General features: G+C 70.9%; 23 protein-coding genes and 1 pseudogene. 11 read left to right on the forward strand and 13 right to left on the reverse strand.

Features of this window, described 5'->3' with window-relative positions; genetic code table 11:
• The first annotated feature begins 53 nt into the window (after window positions 1-53).
• The gene (locus CRV15_RS35380; RefSeq protein ID WP_009999677.1) at window positions 54-236 is read left to right on the forward strand and encodes a hypothetical protein; all 183 of its coding nucleotides are present in this window, start codon (window positions 54-56) and stop codon (window positions 234-236) included.
• Window positions 237-848: 612 nt separating this feature from the next.
• Here CRV15_RS35380 and CRV15_RS35385 read toward each other — a convergent pair.
• Together CRV15_RS35385 and CRV15_RS35395 are read right to left on the reverse strand one after the other, a co-directional pair.
• Window positions 849-1221: pseudogene (locus tag CRV15_RS35385) on the reverse strand (zinc-binding dehydrogenase); the annotation flags it as partial.
• Window positions 1222-1712: 491 nt separating this feature from the next.
• Complete coding sequence (locus CRV15_RS35395; RefSeq protein ID WP_003952725.1) at window positions 1713-2348, reverse strand: transmembrane-type terpene cyclase; 636 nt, start codon at window positions 2346-2348, stop codon at window positions 1713-1715.
• 362 nt (window positions 2349-2710) lie between these two features.
• Here CRV15_RS35395 and CRV15_RS37635 point away from each other — a divergent pair, with 362 nt between their 5' ends.
• Window positions 2711-2845 carry a hypothetical protein gene (locus CRV15_RS37635; RefSeq protein WP_261785598.1) on the forward strand — a complete coding sequence of 45 codons (135 nt, stop codon included), beginning with the start codon at window positions 2711-2713 and terminating at the stop codon, window positions 2843-2845.
• Between the two features lie 37 nt (window positions 2846-2882).
• Here the strand turns inward: CRV15_RS37635 and CRV15_RS35400 are convergent, their stop codons facing one another.
• Window positions 2883-3983, reverse strand: coding sequence for a WD40 repeat domain-containing protein (locus CRV15_RS35400; RefSeq protein ID WP_003963737.1), 1101 nt, complete (start codon window positions 3981-3983; stop codon window positions 2883-2885).
• 1083 nt (window positions 3984-5066) lie between these two features.
• Between CRV15_RS35400 and CRV15_RS35405 the strand changes: the two genes are divergently transcribed.
• From CRV15_RS35405 to CRV15_RS35415, 3 genes are all read left to right on the forward strand, one after another.
• Entirely contained in the window at window positions 5067-6758 is a 1692-nt protein-coding gene (locus tag CRV15_RS35405; protein ID WP_003963739.1) for a carbamoyltransferase family protein, read from the forward strand.
• Window positions 6759-6811: 53 nt separating this feature from the next.
• Window positions 6812-7840, forward strand: a complete 1029-nt coding sequence (gntD, locus tag CRV15_RS35410) for a guanitoxin biosynthesis L-enduracididine beta-hydroxylase GntD (protein WP_003952732.1) — start codon at window positions 6812-6814, stop codon at window positions 7838-7840.
• Window positions 7841-8083: 243 nt separating this feature from the next.
• Window positions 8084-9352: a glycosyltransferase gene (locus CRV15_RS35415; protein ID WP_003952733.1), complete on the forward strand. Its 1269-nt coding sequence runs from the start codon at window positions 8084-8086 to the stop codon at window positions 9350-9352.
• Window positions 9353-9665: 313 nt separating this feature from the next.
• Here CRV15_RS35415 and CRV15_RS35420 read toward each other — a convergent pair whose 3' ends face one another.
• Window positions 9666-9974 carry a hypothetical protein gene (locus tag CRV15_RS35420; RefSeq protein WP_009999678.1) on the reverse strand — a complete coding sequence of 103 codons (309 nt, stop codon included), beginning with the start codon at window positions 9972-9974 and terminating at the stop codon, window positions 9666-9668.
• A gap of 118 nt (window positions 9975-10092) precedes the next feature.
• On the opposite strand from CRV15_RS35420, the gene CRV15_RS35425 reads away from it, so the two are divergent.
• From CRV15_RS35425 to CRV15_RS37640, 3 genes are all read left to right on the forward strand, one after another.
• Window positions 10093-10476: a hypothetical protein gene (locus CRV15_RS35425; protein WP_003952734.1), complete on the forward strand. Its 384-nt coding sequence runs from the start codon at window positions 10093-10095 to the stop codon at window positions 10474-10476.
• 616 nt (window positions 10477-11092) lie between these two features.
• On the forward strand, window positions 11093-11476 hold the full coding sequence (locus CRV15_RS38020) for a DUF1214 domain-containing protein (RefSeq protein WP_078504733.1): 384 nt from the start codon (window positions 11093-11095) through the stop codon (window positions 11474-11476).
• A gap of 151 nt (window positions 11477-11627) precedes the next feature.
• The gene (locus CRV15_RS37640) at window positions 11628-11759 is read left to right on the forward strand and encodes a hypothetical protein (protein ID WP_003952736.1); all 132 of its coding nucleotides are present in this window, start codon (window positions 11628-11630) and stop codon (window positions 11757-11759) included.
• Window positions 11760-11990: 231 nt separating this feature from the next.
• Here CRV15_RS37640 and CRV15_RS35435 read toward each other — a convergent pair whose 3' ends face one another.
• On the reverse strand, window positions 11991-12641 hold the full coding sequence (locus CRV15_RS35435; protein WP_003952739.1) for an NAD(P)-dependent oxidoreductase: 651 nt from the start codon (window positions 12639-12641) through the stop codon (window positions 11991-11993).
• Between the two features lie 243 nt (window positions 12642-12884).
• Complete coding sequence (locus tag CRV15_RS35440) at window positions 12885-13094, reverse strand: hypothetical protein (RefSeq protein ID WP_003952741.1); 210 nt, start codon at window positions 13092-13094, stop codon at window positions 12885-12887.
• A gap of 970 nt (window positions 13095-14064) precedes the next feature.
• On the opposite strand from CRV15_RS35440, the gene CRV15_RS35445 reads away from it, so the two are divergent.
• The 3 genes from CRV15_RS35445 (at window position 14065) to CRV15_RS35455 (ending at window position 16734) form a co-directional block, all read left to right on the forward strand.
• Window positions 14065-15210: a PP2C family protein-serine/threonine phosphatase gene (locus tag CRV15_RS35445; RefSeq protein ID WP_003952743.1), complete on the forward strand. Its 1146-nt coding sequence runs from the start codon at window positions 14065-14067 to the stop codon at window positions 15208-15210.
• A gap of 353 nt (window positions 15211-15563) precedes the next feature.
• Window positions 15564-15998, forward strand: coding sequence for a hypothetical protein (locus CRV15_RS35450; protein ID WP_003952744.1), 435 nt, complete (start codon window positions 15564-15566; stop codon window positions 15996-15998).
• Window positions 15999-16044: 46 nt separating this feature from the next.
• Window positions 16045-16734 carry a CDGSH iron-sulfur domain-containing protein gene (locus CRV15_RS35455; protein WP_003952745.1) on the forward strand — a complete coding sequence of 230 codons (690 nt, stop codon included), beginning with the start codon at window positions 16045-16047 and terminating at the stop codon, window positions 16732-16734.
• Between the two features lie 772 nt (window positions 16735-17506).
• On the opposite strand, the gene CRV15_RS35460 is transcribed toward CRV15_RS35455, so the two are convergent.
• From CRV15_RS35460 to CRV15_RS35510, 7 genes are all read right to left on the reverse strand, one after another.
• Window positions 17507-17962: a hypothetical protein gene (locus CRV15_RS35460; RefSeq protein WP_003952747.1), complete on the reverse strand. Its 456-nt coding sequence runs from the start codon at window positions 17960-17962 to the stop codon at window positions 17507-17509.
• A 955-nt stretch (window positions 17963-18917) separates the two neighbouring features.
• Window positions 18918-19187, reverse strand: coding sequence for a hypothetical protein (locus tag CRV15_RS35470; protein ID WP_009999685.1), 270 nt, complete (start codon window positions 19185-19187; stop codon window positions 18918-18920).
• A 697-nt stretch (window positions 19188-19884) separates the two neighbouring features.
• Window positions 19885-20139, reverse strand: coding sequence for a type II toxin-antitoxin system RelE family toxin (locus CRV15_RS35480; RefSeq protein ID WP_003952752.1), 255 nt, complete (start codon window positions 20137-20139; stop codon window positions 19885-19887).
• Between the two features lie 562 nt (window positions 20140-20701).
• Entirely contained in the window at window positions 20702-21199 is a 498-nt protein-coding gene (locus CRV15_RS35490; RefSeq protein WP_009999686.1) for a hypothetical protein, read from the reverse strand.
• A gap of 410 nt (window positions 21200-21609) precedes the next feature.
• On the reverse strand, window positions 21610-22413 hold the full coding sequence (locus CRV15_RS35495; protein ID WP_003952758.1) for an SAM-dependent methyltransferase: 804 nt from the start codon (window positions 22411-22413) through the stop codon (window positions 21610-21612).
• 436 nt (window positions 22414-22849) lie between these two features.
• Window positions 22850-23194: a GNAT family protein gene (locus CRV15_RS35500; RefSeq protein WP_003952759.1), complete on the reverse strand. Its 345-nt coding sequence runs from the start codon at window positions 23192-23194 to the stop codon at window positions 22850-22852.
• Between the two features lie 470 nt (window positions 23195-23664).
• Entirely contained in the window at window positions 23665-24210 is a 546-nt protein-coding gene (locus tag CRV15_RS35510; RefSeq protein ID WP_003952760.1) for a hypothetical protein, read from the reverse strand.
• Between the last annotated feature and the right edge of the window lie 174 nt (window positions 24211-24384).

The following is a 24384-nucleotide window of genomic DNA, read 5'->3' on the forward strand; positions in this document are numbered from 1 at the left end:
CACTTCTCGATCAAGTGGCCGGTACACATCGCCCGCCGGTACCTTGACCCGCTATGACGATCTCTCAGCGCATCCTGGTGGGCCTGCTGTTCCTCTTCGCCGCCCTGCGACTCCTCAACGCGGCGGTCACCCCCTCCGACCAGTGGGCCTCGGCCGCGGCCGATGTGATCGTGGGCGTCCTCTTCTACGCGGCCGCGCGGACCATCGTGAAACTGTCCCGCAGGCTGCCGCACTGACCCGGCGCGGCCAGGACGGGGCGGCCGAGAACGGCGCGGCAGCCGGGGCGGTCGGTGGAAGGCACGGACGAAGATGTCCGATGTGCCGTTGGTGTTGTCACCGGGGACGATGTCGACGGCGGCGGCCCGGAAGACCACTTCGCGCCCGCCGCGGGTGACCGCGTCGATCTCCGCCGAGGCGGACCGGCTGGAGACGGGCCTGTCGGCGCCGGTCCGCGGATCGCACAGCGCCGGCGAGGACGGCCCGGTCGCCCCGCCGAGGGTGTGCGGCAGAGCGGCCGGTGGGGTCGATGGCCACGCCCCGGACGTCCGGCACCTGCTCGGGCGCGGGCAAGAACGCTGTCACCAATCCTGCCGGCTCGTTCCGCGCCTGGACGGACAGAGGCCCGCCCACCGAGCCCCAGGACCTCATCGACGCGGTCACCACCGGACACGGCGTTGACCTCTGCCGCCGGATTGAACAACCACCGGTAGGAGCCGCCCGGACGATCTGGTGGTGCTCAGACGAGCGTGGTTGCCGCCGGCGAAGGCGGGCCCCTCCAGGGCCCGTCATGGCTGCTGCTGGAGAGGCGCACCCAGCGCACAGAGCCTGCGACCAGCGGGATGCCCCTGGATGAGGGTCACGATCTTTCCTCGAACGTGTCCAGGCTCGGAGTGGGCGTGGGCCTGTGCGATCTCTTCCAGGGGGTAGGTCTGTTCGATGCGCGGCGTGCAACGGCCTTGCGCGCCGAATCCGGCGGCCCCGGTGAGGAGCGCGGGATCGTTCGCCGCGCCGCCGACCGCGCCTTCGATCAGCACAATACGCCCCGCCAGCGGGCCGAGCGCCTTGAGCCCGCCCCATGCCGTCACGGCCGGGAATGGCCGGCAGGTCCACCGGGAGTACGTCGCGGACCTCTCCGCTGCGCACCTTCCAGTCGACGGGGGTGACACCGGCCGACACGATCACCGCACGGTCAGCGGGGGAGGAGTCCGGCGGAATGGCGATGGGGCGCGAGAGTTCGCGATGCCGGTCAACCCCCGGTGCGGCAGACCCGGCGGACCCGCCCCTGCCGGACGACGGCCTCGGTGTCACTGGTGCGGGCCCGGTCGGCTGCATAGCTCCTGCGCGATGTACGACGCCGCGGGGCAGTGGCCGAACCACGGGTGGATGTTCTCACGCTCACCAGCTCTCACCGTGTCCACTTGCGGAACGGGAGACCGGCCGCCTTCACTGTGCACCGAGCCCGCTGCGCCTGGTCGCAGCGGTTCTCTCCGAGGTCGTCGGCCATCGCTCCATCTCCACCTGTGCCAACAGCCGGCAGTACGAGATGTATTCGCATCCCCAGCTGAACTCCCGCAGGGTTGGTCCGACCGTGTGCGCGAACGCGTTCGGTAGCGCGAGCGGGTCGGAACTCTGCCCGGTCGTCGGCCGCATCGGACATCAGGAACAACGCCTCCCGGTGAACAGCGGGCGCGGGAAGCACCCGGACAGGGCCTTCAGTCCGGCTGCTCCGCCGGAGCGGTGCGCCGCCGAACGGCGACCATCGCCCACACATAGGCCAGATCCAGTACGAGGCAGCTGAAGTACAGGAAGTACATCAACCCGTTGTCGTACCGCGGATCGATCTCGGGGACGGTGAGCATCGCCAGGGACGCACACGCCGTCCCGAGGAGCTTGGTCACTGCGATCCCGACGGACTGCCCCCGGGGACCGCGGGCGGCGAGCATGGCCAGAAAGAGCGCGGATATCAGCACATTGTCGGCGAAGGCCGAGAGGTGCCGCTCCCCGTGGTCCAGCTCCCGGGAGATCAGTTCCATCGCTGTGTACGCGAGCGCGCAGACCCCGATGAAGGACGGCAGCAGCAGCCGCGGCGGCAGGCCCGGGAACTCCCTCCGGCCGTACCGGACGATCGTGTACCCGATCGCGAGATCGAGACAGAACCAGGTCAGGTTGATCCACGCCCGCACCCCCGGCACCGGGCGGACGAAGGTGAAGGTGAATTCCCAGCCGATACTGGCCGCGAAGGCCACGACCGGCATGCCGTACGTACGGTCGCGCAGACCGGCACGGATGATCAGGACGTATGTGGCCGTCCAGAAGATCCCCGCCCCCAGCGGAAAGATCATATACATCGGCAAGGCTCCGATACTCCGAGGGCATACGAGGAAACGCCGCCCCGCCGTACGGGTGAGCGCCGCATGCCGAACGAACGCCGGACCGGGGCGGCACGACCCCGGCCACCCTCCGGCGTCGGTCCGCCCGCGTGGGGCCACCAACGGTCCGCCCCCCATGGAAACGGCGCCCGGGGTCCACAGGTTCAGCTCCCGGACATCCGTCCCGCCGGCGCGGGGACCCTCCCCGCCCCCGGACCTCTGTCCCGGCCCTCTGTTCCGGACTTCGGGAGGGCCCGCCGTATCCGGGAGCGGTTCATCGGGGCCTGCTCTCGGACCGCCTGCCGCCCTCACGGACCGTCCCTTTGGCGGGGTCGGTCGTCGTGCGGTTCGAGCCACTCCCGCTCCTCCCCGTCCTGGACGTCATCGACGACACCGGCCTCGACCGGCGGGGGAGTGCGGCGCTCGGCAGTACACCCATGGCCGACGGACGGAGCTGTTCCACCGGCCATGGGTGAACCCCGGCGCCTGGGGGATCGGGGTCCGGGATGGCGCTTATCGGAGGGTGCGGAGGAAGATGTCCGTTGTGCCGTTGGTGTCGTCGGGGACGATGTCGTCGGCGGCGGACTGGAAGACGACGTGGCGTCCACCGGCGCTGACGGTTTCGACTCCGGCGGTGGCGGGCTTGTCGGTGACGGTTTCGTCGGTGCCTGTCGCGAGGTCGCGCAGGGTGAGAGGCGCCGGTCCGGTCGTGCCAGGAGGGGTGTGGAGCAAGTACCGGCCGGTGGGGTCGATGGCCAGGGCCCTCACTCCGGGAACCTGGTGGGCGGTCCCGGTGGCGGTGTCGTGGACGTAGGTGTCGGGGCCGGAGAGGTAGACGACCTTGCTGCCGTCGTCGCTGATCTGGACGAGCTCGGCCGCCCTGTCCGGGCCCTCGACCGGGCCGTGGACGGTGTTGTCGGTCCGGTCCCACAGGAGGACGTCCTGCTGCCCGCCGTCCTGGTAGGCGAGGAAGCGGCCGTTGCCGCTGAGGGACGGCCGGGACGGTGCCAGGTTGTGGACGATGTCGATGGTCTGCATGGCGCCGGTGGCCGGGTCGAGGACCTCGATGCGCTTGTTGGTGTGCGGGTACCGGGGAGTGACGCTGTACGCCCGGTTGCGGCCCGCCCCCGCGGAAGCCTCGCAGCTGTTGAGGGAGCAGCCATAGGACATCCGCCACCCCATATCCACTTCGTACTGGTAGAAGGTCATATGGTTCATCACATAGGCCAGGCGGGCGACGTACGTGCCGTCGCTGCTGAGCATCGGCGGCCCCAGCGAGTCCCCGCCGAACCGCCTGTTCTGCCCCGTCGCCGATTCGCGGACGAACACATCCTCGGTCCTTCCCGTGTCACCGGGGGCGAGGTTGTTCGCGTACGACGAGAAGGCGATGAGCCGGCCATCGGGCGTGATCGACGCGCCGGTGGATTCGTCGTTGGCCTGTGTGCCGTCGGCCGCGACACTGGCCCTCTCGACTCCGGTCCCGCGGACACCCCCCGCGTCCGCGGGCTCGGCCGAGGCGGCTCCGGGTAAGACCGCTGTGATCACACAGACAACGGCGGCGCTCAGGGCGGCCCGGCCGCGTCTGGTGGTGCCCCGGTTCGTGATACTTGTCATTTTCCCCCCAGGCGGCTTGTGCCTCCGGCACCTCACCGGAGGACCAGCAGCATGCAACCGCGACGGCGCCGCGCGGTCAATGCGTCCACACGCCACATGACCTGTCGGGAGGAAACGGTTTCGGTCGTGGACAGCGGTCCGGTCACCTGCCGTGGGCCTGTGCCGCTGGTATCGTGCCCTGGCGATTCCCGTCGGTGAACCCGGGCTCCGCCCGTACCACCCGGCCGGGTGGGCTCCGGAGACGGGTGAACGAGGACAGCATGATCGCGTGACAACGCCCCAGGTCACGAAGTATCTACCCCGCCCGCGCGGGGGTCGCCCGCGGTACGCACGCCCTGTCGGGCGTGGCCGGTAATCCGCCCCGCCCGCGCGGGGGTCGCCCACTCCCGAACCCCAACCCCGGACTCCGGGGCGCCCGCCGTGTCCAGGAACGGCTCATCGGAGCCTTGCCCTCACCGCGGTTGTCGACCTCGCAGACCTTCTCCGAGAGCATCTTGCGCCGCTCGAACGGGCAATCAGGGGCGTTGTGCGGCTGGAGCCGGCCCCGCCCCGCCCGGCCCGGCCCCCGAGCGATCGTCTTTCGGCCGGGTTGACGGAGGGGCCACAACACCGTGGCGTGGCGCCGGTAAGGTGCCGGTACGCACTGCGGTGCGCCTCCTCCCCGGACATGTCCGGGCCCCTCGTCTTCGGGGCCCGGCCCGATCCCGAAGGAGAAGGCCGTCGCCCGGGATTCCGGGGCGGCCGGTTCTGAGAGGAGGCGCCCATGTTCCGCCCCACGCCCGCAAGGGACGCTCCCAGCCGGGCCCGGACCTCTTCTGCCCCTGACGACGGCAGCAGCGGCTTCCTGTTCGCCGAACGGGGACCCGGCCGCCGCCCGCCCCGCGCAACGCCGCAACACACCTGATCCGGCGCTCCGCCGTATCTCCTGGCTGTGGGCCATATCGGCCCCAACAGCCCCTGGCCGACAGTAACGTGGCACCCGGCGGACCGGATCGCGAGCACCCCGGTGTCCCGGACGGAACGCAGAGCACACCGAAGCACATCCCTGGGCAGTGTCGTCGGATCGGCGAAGAGTTGAGGGCCATGAACATCCTGGGTATCAACTGTGTCTTCCACGAGTCCTCCGCGGCGGTCGTCATCGACGGCCGGGTCGTCGCAGCCGTCGAGGAGGAACGGTTCAACCGGGTCAAACACGCCAAGCCCGCCCTGGTCGGCACGGCGGACGTGCTTCCGGCCGCCTCGATCTCCTTCTGTCTGGAGGCCGCCGGTCTGTCTCCCGAGGACATCGATCTGGTCGCCTGCTCGTTCGATCCCGAGATCCGGCGGAAGGACTTCGAGACCGACCCCCTGAGCAGGCCCGGCGACTGGGGCAGCGCCGACGGCGAGAAGACGTTCCTGCGCTCGATCGAGCGCATCCCTGAGGCCGTCCGCGCCGAGTTCGGCATCGACACCGGCGAGCGGTTCCGCTGGGTCCCGCACCACATCGCGCACGCCGCCTCGGCCTACTACCCGTGCGGGGACGAGCAGGCGGCCGTGCTGGTCGTGGACGGCATCGGAGAGGCCGCCACCGCGCTCCTCGGCGGGGGTGACGGGACGGTGATCCACCGCCTCCACGAGCTCCACTACCCGAACTCCATCGGGTTCGTGTGGGAGAAACTGAGTGCCTTCCTCGGCTTCTCCCCCTACGACGCCTCCAAGGTCATGGGACTGGCCGCGTACGGCGACGCCGACACCTGTGCCGGCCGACTCGCGGAGATCGTCGGCCCGTACGACACCCTCGCGGTACGCTCCGACCAGTTCGCGTTCCGCCTGGACGGCTTCGAGAACCTCGAATCCCGCTTCGGACCGCGGCGCCTGCCCGGGGAACAACTCGCCCAGCGCCACGCGGACCTGGCCGCGGCGCTCCAGCGCTGGAACGACCGGACGATCCTGTCCCTCGCCCGTCGGGCCCACGACCTCCACCCGGCGTCGACGCTGTGCTACGCGGGGGGCGTGGCGCTCAACTGCGCGACGAACTGGCTGCTCAAGGAGGAGGGACCGTTCTCCCGGATCTACATACCCTGCGCACCGCACGACGGCGGAACGGCACTCGGGGCGGCCCTGTGGGCGTACTACGACTCCGGGGTGACCGAGCTGACGCACCCGGCGCTGGACACCGCCTGCACGGGCCCGGGTTATACGGACGAGGAGATCACCGCCGCCTTCGCCGAGGCCGGACTGACGGCGCGGCGGTCCCCGGACATCGCGCTCGACGTGGCGCGGCGCATCGCCGCCGGGCAGGTCGTCGGCTGGTTCCAGGGCCGCATGGAGCTGGGGCCCCGGGCGCTCGGCAACCGTTCGCTGGTGGCCGACCCGCGCGATCCAGGAATACGCGACACGCTGAACCGCAAGGTCAAGCACCGTGAGGACTTCCGGCCGTTCGCCCCCAGCGTGCTCGCCGAGCACGCCCGCGACTGGTTCGAGCTCGGCCACGACTCCGAGAGCCACCGGTTCATGCTCTACACCTGTCCGGTCCGGCCCGGACGCGCCGAGGACATCCCGGCCGTCCTGCACATCGACGGCACCGCACGGGTCCAGACGGTGACGTCGGCGGACAATCCGCGCTACCACCGCCTGATCTCCTGTTTCGAGGAACTCACCGGGGTGCCCATGGTGCTCAACACCTCCTTCAACGACAGCGAGCCCATCGTGTGCTCGCCGCGTGACGCGCTCGCCACCTTCGCCGCCACCCGGATCGACGCCGTGGCGATCGGCGACCACATCGCGTCCCGGTAGCGGAACGCCGCCCCAACCCGGCCGGGCCCGAACCGGAAGGACGACAGCATCAGATGATCAAGGTTGAACACCGGCCCGGAAGCGGGTCCGCCCCGGCGCGCTACGACCTGACCGCCGCCGAGGCCGCCCGGACCCGGGAGGTCGTCACACAGACCCTGAGCCATGTGGAATCGAGCGAGGACCCGTCCCTCTACCGGTACGCGCCCCTGGCGACCCGCCTGCTACCGGAGCGGCTGCTGGCCTTCCTCCACCACTTCCGCCAGGAAGAACCCGCCGGTGCCTGCGTCATCAGCGGCTGGCAGGTCGACGACCACGCGATCGGCCCGACACCGGACACCTGGCGAACCGGCACCACCCGCTCCCGCGCCCTGGCCGACGAGGTCTACCTCGTCCTCCTGTCCTCGGTCCTCGGCGAGGTCTTCGCCTGGAGCACCGTCCAGGACGGCCACCTGGTCCAGGACCTGTTCCCCGTCCCCGGCGAGGAGCACGAGAAGAGCGCCGGCAGCAGCGCCAGCCTCCTCGACCTGCACAGCGAGGACGCGTTCTCACCACTTCGCTGCGACTACCTCGGCCTGCTCTGCCTGCGCAACGACACCGCCGTCCCGACCTCCTACGTCCCGGTCGACGGCCTCAGCCTCACCCCCGAGCAACGCACTGTGCTCGCCGAGCCACGCTTCGTCCTGCTCCCCGACTCCGAACACCTCAAACGGGCTGCCGAGCGCGGCGAACAGCCACCGGCACCACCCAGGACCGCCCTCTTGTTCGGCGACCCGGCCTCCCCGTACCTCGTGGTCGACGAGTTCTTCATCCGGACCGACCCCGACGACACCCAGGCACAGGACGCCCTCGCCGCCCTTCTGCGCCTGCTGAACGACTCCCAGCGCGACGTGACGCTCGCCCCTGGCGAACTCCTGTTCATCGACAACTACCGGGCCGTCCACGGCCGCAAGCCCTTCCACGCCTCCTACGACGGACGCGACCGCTGGCTGAAAAGGACCAGCGTCACCCGCGACCTGCGCAAATCCCGTGCCGCCCGAACCTCCGCCACATCCCGCGTGGTCAGCACCGGACTGTCCTGGTGACTGCGGCCGCCCCGCAGGGTGACCCGCCGACCAGTGGGCCAGGACCGCAGGACCCCCTCCGCCGACGACCGGACCACCGGCTTCTTCCTGATCCGCCTCCCGGCCCGTATCGGATCTGCGGCCGAGAGACGGCCCCGCGGACCGGGCCGGTTCCGGGCCGATTCCGGTTCGGTCCGGTTCGGTTCCGGGCCGGACAGGGCGACGAACCGACACCGACCGACTCCGTCCCGCCGAGGTAGCCCTATGCGTATCCTGCACATCTCCGACCACGCCGACCCGCTGGCCACCCCGGGGGGCGAGTTCTGCGGCGGTCAGAACGTCTATGTGAGGGAACTGGCCAGACGGCTCGCCGACTCCGGCTGCACGGTCGATGTCGTCACCCGCTGGGCGGACCGTCGGCTGGCCCGGCAGGAGCCGATCGCCCCCGGCGCGCGGACCGTCCGGGTGCCGGCCGGACCGGTCGGGCCGCTGCCGCGCGAGCGGTTCGGCGAAGTCCTCGACGAGTTCTGCGAGGGCGTCGTCGGACTCCACGAGGAGACGGGCGGATACGACGTGGTGCACAGCCACTACTGGTACTCCGCCGTCGCCGCCCTGCGGCTCGGCGAGCGCCACCCGGTACCGCTGGTGCACACCCATCACTCCCTGGGCGCGATGCGCCGGGCGGCGATCGGGCGGGACGCGGCAGACGAGGCCGGGGAGCACTTCGCGGCCAGGCACCGGATCGAACGCCGCATCGGCCTGCGCGCTGCCGCTGTCGTGGCCAGCAGCCCCGGCGAACTCGCCGACCTGGAGCGACAGTGGGGAACGCCGCGGCACACACTCCACATGGTGCCCCCCGGGGTGGACACCGCGGTCCTGACCCCGCGCGACCCCGCCCTCGCCCGCGCCGAACTGGGCCTGCCGGGCGACGCCCCGGTGGTCCTGTTCGTCGGGCGGCTGGAGCCGCGCAAGGGCTTGGCGGACCTCGTCTCCGCCTTCGCCCTCGTACGCCGGGCGGTTCCCGGCGCGGTTCTCGTCGTCGTCGGCGGCGAGGCGCCGGAACGGCGAGCCGACCCCGGTCCGCTGGCGGCACTGGTCGAGAGGCACGGGCTGAGGGGGAGCGTGGACCTGCGCGGGCCGGTTCCGCACGCGGCCACGGCCCGCTACTACAGTGCCGCGGACGTCACAGCCGTGCCCTCGCACTACGAGCCCTTCGGCCTGGTCGCCGTGGAATCGATGGCCTGCGGCACACCGGTGGTCGCGACCCGCGTCGGCGGCCTGCGCTGGAGCGTCGCCGACCCGAGCGTCGGGACGCTGGTACCGCCGCGGAATCCGGCCGCGCTCGCGAAGGCACTGGTCGACGTGCTGACCTCGGGTACGGCAGAGCGCCGACAGGCCTGCCTGGACCGCGCCACCAGCGTCTACTGCGCCGAGCGGTGGGCCGACGACATCCGGGCGATCTACCGTCGAGTGGCGGCCCCGCACATCGCCGCGACAGGGGCGGAGCAACCCCCCCTTCGCCGACGCCTCTGACGGCCCGTCCCCATGCACTGGAGCCGCCGTCCTGAGCGCTCGTCGACGAAGGCTCCGGCCGTCTCGGCCAGGATCGGGTGCACCCCACTACGCAGCCGCACGGGGCCACATCGGGCCGGGGTCTGCCGCAGCCGGAGAACAGACCGGCATGCCGTGCGGGTCCCGCGTGGGCCATGCCGTCGCGCCCGCCCTGGTCGGGGTCGGCGCCGACGAGGCCGTCCTCGTCCGCCCCGCCCGGGCTCTGCCGGCACCCGGACGCTGCGCCCCGCCGCAGACCTGTCCGAGCCGGACGGACAGCCACCGCCCCGCCGGCCTAGACCATGGTCAGGAGGTGGTCCGTCGGTGTGTAGTCGATCTTCCAGTCGGCATAGACCCCGCAGAACCCGTCCCTGGCGCACCGCAGACCCACGGTCACCCAGCGGACCGATCCGTCGTCTCCGAGCGAGAACGCGACCGCGGCCTCGAACTCCTCACCCCCGCAGGGGCAGCCGGCCATACCGGGCTCGTCGCCCTCCCAGGACTCCTCGTCCCAGTACTCCCCGCTGTCCGCGATGAACGCGCGGCTCCCGCAGCCCGAACACTCCCGTTCCGCTCCGGACGCGTTGACCAGTACGAAGAACACACGGCCACCGCACCCGCACACAGAAGCAGCGACCCGCACCGGGCGACCGTCGCCCGCACCGCGCAGGAACGCCGCCAACTCCGCGGGGACGCCCTCGCCAACCTCATCATCCACATGCATGGACACATCGTCCCAGCCACCCCCTGACTCGTCGACGGTTCGCTGGAACGGATCACCCCAGGCGGGTCAGCCGCCGCTGTACGTCGGCGCGGACGGCGTTCAGCGGCGCGTCGAAGGACTCGGTGTCCCGGCCGACGAGACCGCCATCGGAGCCGAGGCCGGTACGCGCGTTCAGCAGGTCATGGCCGACCGGGCACGCGCCCTCCAACGCGCCCTGCGCGAGCAGCACCCGCGTGAGGCACGGCGGGGAGAGACCCTGCTGCGGCGCCGCACCGCACAGGTCGGCCAGCCGGAGGGTTGCTCGGGCCCGCTGCTCTGCGGGCCGGCAGGAAGCGGCCTCGCGAAGGTGCTCGATTTGGCGGTCATCTCACAGGGCATGTAACGCGTTCCCATGAGCTGTGGCCCTTCCTCCGGGATCTCCCTCCGGGGTTTGCCGAGCGAAGCCGGGCCAGGGGCTCGGCCCGGACGGGGTATGCCTTTCGGAGGAGGCCGGATGGCGCACGATTGTCGCACAGCGGTCGAATATTTGCTTCTGTCAGTTTGCTTGTTTCCCATCTGCACGAGCATCCGGGATTTCTCGATCTTCTCCGGAGAGCGGATCGACGGAACGATGAGTGGTGATCCAGCAGGATATTGCCAGTGAATCGGTCAGAAGCGGTCATAAATGAAACGTACGTGATCTCGCTTCAATCCCCCTCCTGCGAAGATACGTTTGCATGAGGGGAAGTTGCAGGAAGCCCGGAGCGAAGGCCGTCTTCTGAGGCTGGGGTGACGCCACCCGCACGAATGGGCGGGTAGCGGAGTGACGCCATGGCGGCGGCCCACGAGGGTTGCCTCCCCGAGGGCCACCACGGGCCGTCACCACCTCCGAAAGGGCGATACATGACCCAAGGAAGAGTCCCGAGGCTGATGAGTCCTGTCCCGGGCATTCCCCCGACCATTATTCCTTCCCCGCGTGGTGGTGAAACACCTACCTCGACGTTCCTGCCGGGCCGGGTCTGGGGCAGCGGTGTGTCCATGCACGCCGCCGCGCCCGCGGTGCTGTCCAGGGGGCGGGCGCGGTCCGCCGGGGCCGGTCTGTCCGGTGTGCGGGCGGGCCTGCGGCCCGCGGCGACGGCGACGACACCTCCAGCACCCAGAACCGCTACACCCTCACCTTCCCCGCCGGCCAGCTCCAGCCCGTCAACGCCTTCTGGTCCCTCACCGCCTACGACGAGCACGGCTTCCTCATCCCCAACACCCCCCGGCGTCTACTCCATCGGCCACCGCTCTCCCGCACCCACTGCGGCACCGATGTCGTACGTTCCCGCCCGCCCGGGACCGGCCGGTGCTTCCTCGCTGTGAGGTCGCCCGGCCCGGGTGGGAAGGACAACCCACCATGAAGATCATCGGAGACGGTCTGTACATCCACGACGCACTCGCCCACGGACCGCTCGCCGAGGCCGCGCTGCGCCGTGCGGGACAGGCAGGGAGCGGCTGGACCGGCTTCAGGAGGAAGCCGGGCACCTCACGGACGCCCAGCTCCGCCACCGGGTGCACGGCGCACTGCCGCACTTCACGCAGGACACGGCGCCCGCCCGCCGGGCCGCCGATCCCGTCGCCCAGATCCGCCGGGGCGTCCGCGTCGTCGAATGGACCGTGCCGGACCGGCAGCGCTACGGCTGACCGCTGTCGGTGGCCCGCCCGTGCCGACCGGGCCACCGTGCGGGACCCGCACGGGCGGCTGACGGTTGGTCGGGTGGTCACGTCGGCAGGGCAGTTGCCGACCCGAGCGCGTTCTCGCCCAAGGGCGAGAACGCGCCGGGCAGATGCTCGTCGAGCCAGTCAGCCGTCACGATCGATGAGGCCAACCTGCACTTCTGTAGCCACCTGCTGGCAGGGCCCGGCTCCGGAGCCTCACGCTCCAACCGTGAAGCGCTCGCCGATGTGGTTCGCTTTCTCGATCTCATCGACGAGGGCCACGGCGTAGTCCTCGGCGGAGATCCGGCTGATTCCGTCGGCGTCCGTCACCAGGTCGTCGAGAGCGGTGCGGTAGGTGCCGGTGCGCTCGCCGGGCGCGATCTGTCCAGCGGGGCTGAGGCATGTCCAGCGGACGTCATCGACGGACCGGTAGAAGTCCAGGGCATCGCCGTGCGCGTGCATGATCTGGAGCAGGAACTCGGGCAGCCCCTCGGCGTCCCACACCTGCTTGCCGTCCGGCGTGCGCAGCGACCCGGCGCCACCAACGGCGATCAGCCGCGGGGCACTCCCGCCGAGCGGGCGCACTCCGGCCACCAGGGACTTGGCTGCCGGTGCGATGGTGGCGATGTGACCGGGGCCGTCGCCGCCGCCGACAGCGCTGACGACGACGTCCTGTCCCTCGGCGACAGCCGTGACCGACGCGGGGTCGAGTACGTCACCGGTGGTGACCGTGAGGTTCGGGTGCTGCTCAGTGATCTTGCTGGGGTTGCGGACCGCGGCCGTGACATGATGGCCACGGTCCAGGGCTTCGCGCAGCACGCGGCTGCCGATCGTGCCGTTGGCGCCGAAGAGTGCGATCTTGGCCATGCGTAGTCTCCTTACAGCGAGCGGGAGTTGTACGTGAGGGCCACGTTATGAGCGGGGCCCGGAGCCGGGTAGGCCCGTGCCTGTTCGCTACATCACTCGGGCGGTCCAACGAGGCCCCGAGGCCGAAGGAACGGCGTCTTCCGAAGGCGCCGTGATCCGTGTTTGGGGCTGGTGACATGGTCGTCAACGGCTCACGACACCGCACGGCTCCCAGAGGGAAGTCGGGAAGGACACACATCCAGGTCACTCGATCGAGTGCGTCCGCGGTCGGCTCTCCGGGCCATCTGCACTGGTGAGACAGCCGTCTGCCCGGACAACAGTGTCCAGGGCCGCGTACCCGTCCGGATCGGTGAGGATCTTCTGCGCCCGGGCGACGGCGGGTCCGAGACCGCCCCACCGGGCCCGGTCCGCCCGCCGCCGCGCCTCCGCCTGTTCATGGGCGATCTCGTTCACGCACGATCCGCGGCGCCGGGATGGCTGTCGCCCGCTCGCGCCCGCTCATCACCGGCCACACGGTGAGCGGGAACAGTTCCACCGGGCACCGCCGACAGGAGCGTTCCACCGGCGATCGTGCCGCCCGCCATCCGCGTTCGATCCGTTCGTCGTTCGATCCGTTCGTCGCCCGCCGGGCACATCCCGCCGCCGGAGCCCCCGGCCGGCCGAACCGCGGAAGAGGGTGCCGCAGTCCCGGCACATACGGCGGCGCAGCGCCGCCGGGCGCCGGGCCTCACCGTCCAGGCACCGGCCGGACATCCCCCACACCGGGGCCGGAGACAGGACGCCGCAGCGGTGGCGGCCCCGCACTGAACCGGCCGCTGTGGAGCTGGCGGCGGACCTGCTCCAGGCGAGTCCCGCCCTGCTGGTGGAGGCCGCCGGGACTCTCCGCCGCCTGGCCGACGCACCTGTAACCGGTACCCCGGCCCCGGCCCGTCGCAGGCCGCCGGGGCCCGGGCCCAAGGAAGGGCACCGGCGGGTGTCGAGAGCAGGGCTGCCCGGACGCTCGTCCCAGCGGCGCTCGCGGGCGGCTGCAGGACCCCGTGGCGCTGGCCGGGATCATCAACAACGGGAAGACCGCGCCGTTCGTGACGGTCGCCGTTCGTGACGGTCGGGGCTCTGGAGTCCGATGGGGAGGAGACGCCGTACCGGGAGGTGCACATCGTGGGCCATCCCGTGGGCTCGCCCTCGCCCATCAGGCCGCCGGGAGCGTAGGCACGACTACCGCCGGGCCGGACGGCTCCGGCTTCACGGGATCACCCGGGAACGCCACAGCCGGTCTTGCCTGTGCTCCTGCGCCGAACGGCCCCGCTCACAACCCAGCGCCACCGGTCCGGCCCCAGCGCGGCACGCCAGGCAGTCCGCATACCGTTCCGCCACTGGCGTACCCGGCGTGGCACGGTCCGCCGTCCTGTGATCAGGTGAGAGCGTGCGCCGTATCCGCAGGCCGACCCCGGTGGTCGACCGCCACGCGCCCGGCAGCAGTGTGCCGTCCGTGCTGTGGCTGCTGCCCTGGCTTGTGATCGGCGCCGCGATCGTCTACGACACCTTCGTCCCGCCCAGCTACACCGCCGCACCACTGCTCGCTTCCGCGCCGCTGCTGGCGGCCCCGTTCTACAGCTGGCTCGGCACCCTGGGGGCCGGGCTGACCGCGATCGCCGCGCAGATCGGCCTCCACCTGAGCACCGGCTCCCTGGGATCACCCAGAGCGGACACCGAGACCGCGACCGTCCTGTTCGTCACCGGCCTCGCCGTCCCGGTGAACCGCATCATCTTCACCGCGAGCCGCCGCCTGGCCTCCGCCCGCCAGACCGCCGCCGCCGCCCAGCGCGCCGTTCTGCCGCTGCCGCCCCGCAGGGTCGGAGGGCTTCAGGTCGCCGCCCGCTACGAGCCCGCCGCCACCGAAGCCCTGATCGGCGGCGACCTCTACGCCGTCCAGGAAACCCCCCACGGCATCCGCCTCCTGATCGGCGACGTCCAGGGCAAAGGACTGGACGCCGTCGCCGAAGTGGCCGTCGCCATCGGGGCCTTCCGCGTCATCGCCGACACCGAACCCGCCCTGCTCGCCGCCGCCGACAGCCTCGACCGCACCATCACCCGCGAAACCACCCGCCGCGCCGGAACCGTACCCGCCGAGTCGTTCACCACCGCGGTGCTCTGCGAGATCCCACCCGGGCGCCACACCCTGCGGATCGTCAACCGTGGCCACCCCCCACCCCTGCTGCTGGACCCGGACGGCACCGTCCACACACTCGAACCCGCCCACTACGCCCTGCCACTCGGCACCCACGGCCTCATCCCGGACAGCGGCGGGGACACCCGCCCCGACACCTACGCACTCCAGGCCCGCGGCTGCCTGCTCCTGCTGTTCACCGACGGCCTCACCGAAGCCCGCGACACCCACGGTGTCTTCTACGACCCCGCACGGCGTCTCGCGAACCACCGCTTCACCGGCCCGGACGCCCTCCTCGACCACCTTGTGGCCGACGTTCGCCGCCACACCGGCGGGCGCGTCACCGACGACCTCGCCCTCCTCGCCCTCGCCCTGCCACCCCACCCGCACACGGACCCATGAGCGTCCGGTCACCGCCCCGTCCGAACGGCTCGGCGCCGCGGGTCCTCGCTGTCTCTGTCCGCCGGCTGCACCTGGGGCCGGGGGCGTCGGCACAGCGGCGTCACCGCCGCAGAAGCCGGACCCGTACGTAGGGTGCCGTGCCGGTCGTCCGCCGTCGGCGGTGTGCACGGGTGCGGGGGCGGGCGTAGCGTGGTGGGAGCGGGGCGCTGCGGAGTGGGCCGTGCCCACGGGACGGGGTCGAAGCCGCCCGGAGGTCCGGGTCCGGCCGGTTTCCCCGGTTCTGCGCGGCTGCCGCTGCACGGGACCGGACGAGGCGGGAACGGTACCGACCTCGGGGAGTGCGGGAGTGACTCATGCCGACCGTGGAATGGATCAGGGTGACGACGGCCGCCGAACTGTCGGGTGCCTTGGCGAAGAAGGTCCCCGCGATCGAGCTCTACGACGGCAGCCTGCGGCAAGCGCGGTTCGACTCCGTCACCAGCACCGGCGGCATCGGCACCAGCCTGGTCCGCGGGGTGCGGACACAACTCTCCGCCACCGCGCTCAGCGTCAAGGAAGGCGGGCACGTCGGCACCGCGGAGATCGGCGGCCGGATCGCCTCCCGGGGCGACGGGGTGACCACCGTGGAGATCGACGGCGGCCTGGACACCCTCACCGTGACGGGCGGAATCCACGCGGACGGCCCGGACGCCGACGCCGTCCACCTCACCACCGACCACGGATCCGACCTCGGTGGTATCGCCGTCACCGCCGCCCACGGACGGCCCCTCGTCCGCAACTCCCCCTGAACGTCCCCGCCCGGCATCCACGGGCGGCGAACGGGAGACGATCACGATGACAGAACAGCCGCAGCCGCCCCCGTCGGTCCGGGTGACCGAGAACGGACCCTACGAGGTCACCGGGGACATCCCCCTCAGCCGTCAGAGAATCGTTCCCGACACCGAAGGGAACTCGGTCGGCTGGCAGGAGACACGCACCTACGACACCCCGGACGGGCACTACGCCCTCTGCCGCTGCGGGCGCTCGGCGAACAAACCCTTCTGCGACGGCACCCACACCACCATCGGCTTCGACGGCACCGAAGGGCCCCTCGCGCGCGTCCCCTATCTGCAGCAGGCCGGTGAGGAGGACGGTCCCGACGTCATCCTCACCGACGCCCAGCCGCTCTGCGCCTTCGCCCGCTTCTGCGACGTCGACGGTTCCGTCTGGCGCCAGATCGACGAGCCCGGCAAGGGAGAAGCCGTTATCAGGGAGTCCGGCTACTGCCCCTCCGGCCGCCTCATCGCCTGGGACCGCGAAAGCCGTACCCCCATCGAACCGGATCTGCCACCGTCCATCGGCGTGGTCGAGGACCCTCAGCAGAACGTCGCCGGCCCCCTCTGGGTCCGCGGCAACATCCCCGTCACCGCTCCCGACGGCACCCCGTACGAAACACGCAACCGCGTCACCCTCTGCCGCTGCGGTGCCTCCCGCAACAAACCCTTCTGCGACGGCTCCCACGCCGCGACCGGCTTCCGCGACTGATCTGTGCTCCCCAGAGCCGAACCGGACGGCGATCGGGACGCAGGGCCTCCGCGCGGCATCAAACACGCCTTCTCTTTCTTGGCCCCTCCACGGCCCACGCGACCACCCGTCGCGCCGGCACCCTGCCCGCCTGGTCGTTCATCACCGCGGTGCTCTGCGAGATCCGACCGGGGTGCAGCGTCCTGCGGATCGTCAACCGGGCCACCCCCGCCCATGCCGCTGGACCCGGACGGCACCGTCCACACACTCGAAGCCGCCCGCGACGCCCTGCTGGCGGTGTCACTCTCCGGACTGAGATCCCTGGCCAGAACGCCGCGCGCCCGGCGCGGCCTCCCGGGCAGGAGGTATACGCCGCTCCTGTGCTGGAGCGGCCGTTCCCGCCGGTGCTGTTCGTGTTCGCTCCCGCCCTCAAGCGCACTGCCCCGGCGATGAGGGCCTTGATAGCTCGCTTGCGCCTGTGATCGGTGCCGTGTTCCGGGCCCGGCTCTGGGTCTGCCGGGCCGGGTTCGGCAGAGTAGGAGCGGTACTTCCCTCAGCAGCGCACGCCGGTCCCGTCGCCGGGGCCTGGAGCCGGGTTACGCGGGTATCCTCACCGGCTGAGCCGTTGGAGTCGGCCGGAGCCGGCGCACCCCCGGGTGGGCGCTCGGTGATGACGCGACCCGCCGGGCGCCGGAGGAATGCCAGGACACCGCCCGCGACAAGACCCTGACGTGGGCGGAGGATGCCCTCGCGGAGATCCGCTCCTTTGTCGTCGTGGCGGTGTGGTCCGGTGTCAGTGCAGGGTTACCAGGACGCAGCTGTTGCCGCCCGATCCGGCGGAGTGCCCGGCTCCTGTGGCGGGGCCGCCGTTTCCGGCGTTGGGGCACCTGCCGTCCGACCGGTTGGCCCTGGCACCGGTTCCGCCCGGTCCACCGAGGCCCTGTTCGATGCCGCTGGTACTGCCACCGCCGCCGCCCCTGCCGTTGCCCAGGGGACCGCTTCGGCCGGTGCAGAGGGAGACGTCACCGCCGGTACCGCCGTTGCCGCCGCTCCCGCCGACCTGCGATCCACGGGCGCCGCCCGCCCCCCAGGCGGTCAACGTCCTGCTGTCGTGGCTCATCGAGGTGCTGCCGCCGCTGCGGCCGTCCCCGCCCTCCTGGAAGAGCTGGCCGCCTGAGCCGCCGGTCCCGCCGGCTCCGACGGCGAGGCTCAGCAGGGTTCCGGGCCTGAGGTGGATGGTGCAGTCCACATCGCCTCCGCCTCCTCCGCCACCGGACGTGCCGATACGGCTGGACGTACCGCCCCCCGCCTCCCCCGCCGCCGGCCCCGATGATCAGCAGCGAGGCGGACTGGGCACCGGAGGGGATGGTGCACTGATACGTACCGGGCCAACTGTAGGCGGTGGTCTGCCAGGCGCAGGACGCCTGCGGCAGCGCGACGGCCTGGGTCGGCGCGGTCACCACACCGCTCACGGCGAGCGCGAGAGCTGATCCGCCGATCACGGCGGCCTTGCGGAACACAGTCACGGAATGTGCTTTCTCTTCCCCGGGGCGGGTCCCCGCGTTCCCTGGTTCTCCCACCCCGACGATGCACCCGGGAGGCTCGCGCGGGAACGCCGCGGGAATACCCGTACCAGCGGGGAGACGCTACGGTCTCCTCGTCGGCGGGGAACTGGAGCTGGATACAGTGCCCTTGCTGCTCTCGCCACCCTCGGCGAACTCCACGTCCTGGCCCGGGAGGGCCGGCCCGTCCTGGTCCCGAGTCTGCCGACTTCCTGCTCCACCACGGTGTAGCAGCACACCCCGGCCCCCGCGTGAACAGCGTGACCGCGGGCGACACCACCACCTGTCCGGCGCGGACCACACCCCGCCGCCCCACCATTGGCCCACGGCCGCCCCAAAGCATTCCGGAACGGCACCGGCCGCCCAGACGGCCACCGGATCACCGATATACGTCGCACCCTGCGAGGCCCACCCGGCGACGGGCGCCACAAACGGGCACGCCTTCGCTTCGCCGCGGTGCTTCGTACCCATCACGCGCAGACGCTCGCCGAGACGGGCCGGTGCCCGGACCCAGGCCACGTGGGGTCCCCGGCCCGTGCAGCGGCCGGGGTGTGTCAGGGGGAGTCCGAATAGGCGAGGTGGGTTCCGCAGTGCCGGCAATGGGGCGCCGGGCTTCCGGTCGGTGGCGGGTGGCCCGGGTGGTTATGGGGTGGTGGTCTCGGGCTGGGTCACGGCCAGGGACCAGCGAATGTGCTCCGCCGAGGCGTCGATGCCTATGGTGAAGTCGCCCGGCCGGACGATTCCCGGATCGAGCGTCACGGCCCCCGTACCCGCTTCACCGGACGGACAGTCCACCGTGAACCGGGCGACCTGCACCTGTTGGTACTCCATCGAGGCCACGACGCTGCCGCCCCCTTCGCACGCCACCGTGAGCACGGTGGGCAGCGTCTCCCAGGCTCCCCCCGAGGCCACTCCTCCGTCTCCGGTTACTCTCCTCGACCCACACCACACCGTCCGGCCCGGGATGCGGGAGGAGTCCTCCGGCGGAGGCTGCGGGCAGGGTCGCCGACCCGGTGAGGCCGATCACCACCGTCAGCACCGCCGCGGTTAACGCCTTTGTCGCTCTGTTCCTGTTCCGTCCCCTTCTGTTTGCCGTGCCTGGAGGGGGACAGTCCGGCGTGGGAAGGTGCTCGTACCTGAGTACGGATCCTTATACGCACACGGCGAGAGAGGCCGGCCTGCCCGAGCCGGCAGCGGGAGCTGGACGGCCCCGGCCCGCTGCCCGACCATCCCGTACTGGTCGACCGCCCCCTCGACCGGCGGCATCCTCGCCCGCCAGATCAACCATGAGGAAGAACAGCGCCGCACCCTGGTTGACTTCCTGGATGGCCGGGGCACGGCGCGCGGGGGAACACGGTCGTAGCGCCGGACGGGCGCCGACAGCGTCAGACGGCTGTTGCCCGGGCCACGTGCAGTGATGCGGGCGGGGAGCGTGGCCATTCCCAGCGCGCACGGCTGCTCCCAGTCGACCTTGGGGTGGGCAGGGACGACCGCGTCGACGAGTTTGGTGGTGTAGAGGGGGGCGAAGCGGCAGTGAGCGGTCTGTGCGCGTTCCAGCGTCCTGGTGGTTTTCCGGGCCCGGCTCGGCGATGCCGGGGGTGGGTGGGGTTCAGGCGGGTGTGGCGCCGACGGTGAGGATTTTCACGGCGATCCGGGTGCCGTCGATCTCGTAGGTGGCGCGGAAGTCGCCGACCCGTAGTCGGCGCAGGCTGGTTCCGCCGAGTTTGCTGCTCGCGGGCGGCTCGGGATCGGAGCCGAGAGCGTTCACCGCGCGGACGAACGGCTTCACCGCGTCTCCGTACCTCGCCCGCAGCCGCTTGAGGCCCTCGGCCGCGGCGTGCTCCCAGACAACCGTGTGGCTCACGACACCACACCCATGATCATCCGCTCCACCTCGGCCGGGCTGTGGACCGGCCCGCCCGCGGCGCGCGCCCGCAGGGCGACAGCGAGATCCGCGAACTCAATGACCCGCTCCCGCACATTCCCACTCCCACCCCGCCTTCGGCGATGTCGACGAGAGCCTGGACCCACCAGTGACCGAGGAACACATCGAACGCCGCGCCCCGTCAAGGCCGCCGAGTTCCCGGTCGAAACCGGCCCGCCGTTCGGCACGGACCGCTGTCCGTGCCGCCGCCACGGTACGGGCGGGAACCTCACCGCCGAAGCCGGTGGACTCCCGGGCCTCCCGCACCGCACCCGCCCAGTCCACTGCCGTCATGTCCGTCCGCTCCTCCCACGGCAGACCCACGCTACCGCCGGACCGGGCGCCGGGAGCCATTCGCCGAACGAGCACATCACCCGTCGAATCGCTGTACGGAAACTGTCGGGGACTCCCGTATCCGGTAGGGAGCGAACCGTACGCACCCGGATTCCTTCCCGTGGGCCGGCTGCCGGAGTCGGCCGTGGCCGGCGTGGTGGTGGTTCTGTCAGTGGCGTCGTCGGCCGGGTCGTTCCTGGTCGGGTGCGGGGAGACGAAGGACGCCGAGATCGGCTCGGGCTTGTTCGTGGTAGGTGTTCATCAGGCTGATCAGCTCTTCTTCCTCAGGCACGGCATCCTGGGCGCGGGTCGCTTCGACAGCCCGCCACAGGGCGAGGTTGACCTGGTGGGCGGCCTCGGTGGCGGCCGGGGAGGCGAGGAGGACGAGGGTCTCGAACAGCACTGACCTCCTCAGCTCGGCCGATTCCATCGCGGCGAGATACTCCCGCCGCTCGTCCGATCCCTCCGCCGCGAGCCGGGCTCGTTTCGCCGTGCTCGAAATCTCCTTCACACAGGAGGCGTATTCGATGTAGGTGCTGAGTTTGCGTTCGTCCCAGCGCGTTGCCATGGTCTGCCGGTGCCGGGTGCGCTCGGCCATGGTGGCTGCCAGGAACGAGGTCAGGGCGCCGACCACGACACCGACAAGGGTCACTATCTGAGTGATCATGAGAATGAACTCAATCCCCGCCGGGACAGAACGGCAAGACCGGAAACCGGACAATGTCGGCACACGGCCACCGGTGGAACGGCCTCCCCGGATCCCGTGGCGGAGACGTCCACACGGTCCATCCGGCTCGTCCGGGAACGCCGGGGTGGAATGAGCCTGCGGATTGCCTTCACCCTGTAGCCGATGCCGACTTCCGGTGTCCCCGCCAGGGCGGGTGGCTGCCGACCCGGCCCCGGGGCACGATGTCCCGGGGCCGGGTCGGTGCGCTCGCTGACCTCTGGACTCAACGAAGGGCGGGGGAGTGTCTCGCGCCCAGCCCATGCCGGGTTTCGCGAGTGCGTCCCGCTGGTCCGGGGTGAGTGTGTCCTGCCTCATTTTCGTGTTGGAGACCCATAAGCCCAGTTTTCCGGTTACGGAATGCGGGCGACGCCGCCCCAGCCGGCGCGCTCGGTGAGGCGGCCGGTGTTCCCGTCGGGCCGCCAGTTCGGCCAGGAGACGAAGCCGGGCTCGACCAGCTGCAGGCCGTCGAAGAACGCCTTTGTCTGCTCCGGCTCGCGGAAGATGTACGGGATCGCTCCGGAGTTGTTGTACTCCTCCTGGACGGCACGGTGCTTCTCGTCGGCGGCGGTCGAGTGGCTGAGAGCCAGGTAGCTGCCGGAGGGCAGCCGTCCGACGAGGCGTCGTACCAGGCCCAGGGCGTCGTCCCAGTCCACTATGTGGCCGAGCACGTCGGAGATGACCAGGGCGACCGGCCGGGTGAGGTCCAGAGTCTTGAGCGCGCCGTCGATGACGGCGTCGGTGTCCCGCATGTCCGCGAGTACGTAGGCCATGGCCCCTTCGTGGGTACTGAGGCCCATGGCCCCGACATGCAGCAGGACGAGGGGGTCGTGGTCGACGTAGACGACACGGCAGTCCGCGGCGATACGCTGGGCGACCTCATGGGTGTTGTTGCTTGTGGGGAGACCGGCACCCACGTCGAGGAACTGTCGGATACCCGCCTCGCGCGCCAAGTAGCGCACGGTCCGGATCAGAAAGGCCCGGGACTCTTTCGCGAAGGGCTCGATGTCCGGGTAGCGCTCGCGGTAGGCGTCGCCGGCGGCCTGGTCGGCGGGGTGGTAGTCCTTCCCGCCGAGCCAGTAGTTCCAGACCCGGGCGCTGTGCGGGACCGAGGTGTCGATCTCCCCGCGGGTGGTTCCGGAGAAGGGTTCATTCATGAGAGTGCCTCTTTCGATTCATCGGGCTGAAGTGCCGTTGCGCACGATGCGTTCAGGAGTTGCCGGTACGAGGCGACGACATCCCATGTGTCCCATACGGTGGCGCCCCGGGGAAGACCGCTCTTCAGAACGAGTTGGTCCGGGATCTCCGCACGTCGACCCGGAAATACGTGAGCGCGGGAACGCCGGTCGGAGGGGCAGCGGGCACGCCAGGCGGTGTATCCGCAGGAAGCGGGGCCAGATCCCGTCGAAGACCTGCCGCCGGTCCCGGGGTTTGCGCCCCATCACCGGTAACTCGGCCAGCTCCGCCCTCAGACGCCCCCATTGTTCGTCGGTCAGATCCCCACGAGCCACTCCAAGATGGTTCCACAGGGAAGATCAATATCTCGAGCACGCCTTGATTCTGCTCGAAAGTCGCTGTCCGTGGGGACGGCTGTCAGTCTTGGTCGGCCGTCCGCGTGGCTGTTGGTGGCCAGAGTTTGTCCGTGGGCTGCCAGGGTCGGGATCGGGCGACGATGCTCCCCGTCGCCGGCTCGACCACCGCCAGGTCCAGCCGGTCGTCCTGCTGCCGGCGGCTTTCGTACCAGGCGTGTATGCGCCTCTCATCGAGTGGCCCGTCGTCATGGCTGCCGGTCAGCCGTGATGTCTCGGCGTCCATGAGCATGGGCATCAGCGCAGGCATGTCATCGGCCGTGACCGGCCGGAGCAGTACCTGTTCCCCGCCCAGCGACGGCTTGCTGAGAAAATCCGGGCGCGAAGCATCTCGAACATGATCAACCATGGCCGCATTGTGCCCGACCGACCCACCCGACAGCCCCCCGATAATTGCCACAGACCCCTTGCGACCGGGGACACAGGGCCTGCGCCTTCTGGCTGCAGAACGAGTTCACGGTCACCGGCAACCCCACCACAGTGGAGTCATCCAGAGCGCCATCGGCAGGCCGGTGCCGGTGATCCTCCACGAGCTGGAGTACTACGAGGAAATCGCTCGCCGGACCGGGCGGCCGACCCGCCAGGGCTCGTCGACGAGTTCACCGTCTGGGTCCACACCGGGTGAGGCGTCCCGGCAGTTCCCATTCCCGCCTCCACCATCAGCGATCTGCCCGCGGGACGTGATCTCCCACCACCGGGGCCTTCATCGCCCTCGGCAGGACCGAGCGACCTGGCATCGGGGTCGCGCGACCTTGAGCCTGAACCCACTTCACGGGTGTCCGGGTGCGGGAGTACCGAGTACCTCGTGGCCGTCTTTGCTCATCGGAGCTCAGGCAGTGGTCCGGGGGTTTTCGGGTAGCAGCCTTCTTCAAGCCGGAAGAGGTACTTCCGGAGGTCCGTGCCGAGCCCTTCGGTGATGTAGGCGGCGAAGTCCCTCAGCCCCTCCGCGGCTTCCCGCTCGTCGGTCCTGTCGCTGGACGACCATCTGGGCAGGAGGGACTCCAGGTGCCCGGTGACCCGCCCGCGGTCGTGCCACCAGCCCCGGACGGCCTCGGGTGTCCATCGGCTGTCGCCGTCGCAGGCGTAGCCGCGGTACGGATCTACCTGGGCTGCCGTCGCCAGGTTCAGGACCTCGGCCGTGGTCGCCGGCTGGCGATACACGTACTCACTGAAGTGCTCGCCGCCGTAGAGCACACGACGCGGTGCGTGCAGCCGGCCCGTCCAGCAGTTGTCGGCGATGCCGGTGTAGAAGGGGCCGGGAACGTTCAGCCAGAGCCGGTCCTCCCAACGCCCGCCGAAGGACGTCTCGGGCTCGCCTTCCGGGAGCGCCGCTACCGGTTCCCAGCACAACTCTTCGTACGCCATCCGCGAAGCCTAGGGCCGATCCGAGGGGAAGGACCTCCCAACGCCGGCGCTGCTTGGTCCGGTGCCGCATCGGATGTCGGGCCTACCGAGGTGCGGGGGACGGCAGCCCGGCCGCAGATCCTGCCCCAGGATTTTCACGGCGTGAAAACCCGGGCTCCAGCACGACCCGCCGAA

Source organism: Streptomyces clavuligerus (assembly GCF_005519465.1).
Lineage (GTDB): Bacteria > Actinomycetota > Actinomycetes > Streptomycetales > Streptomycetaceae > Streptomyces > Streptomyces clavuligerus.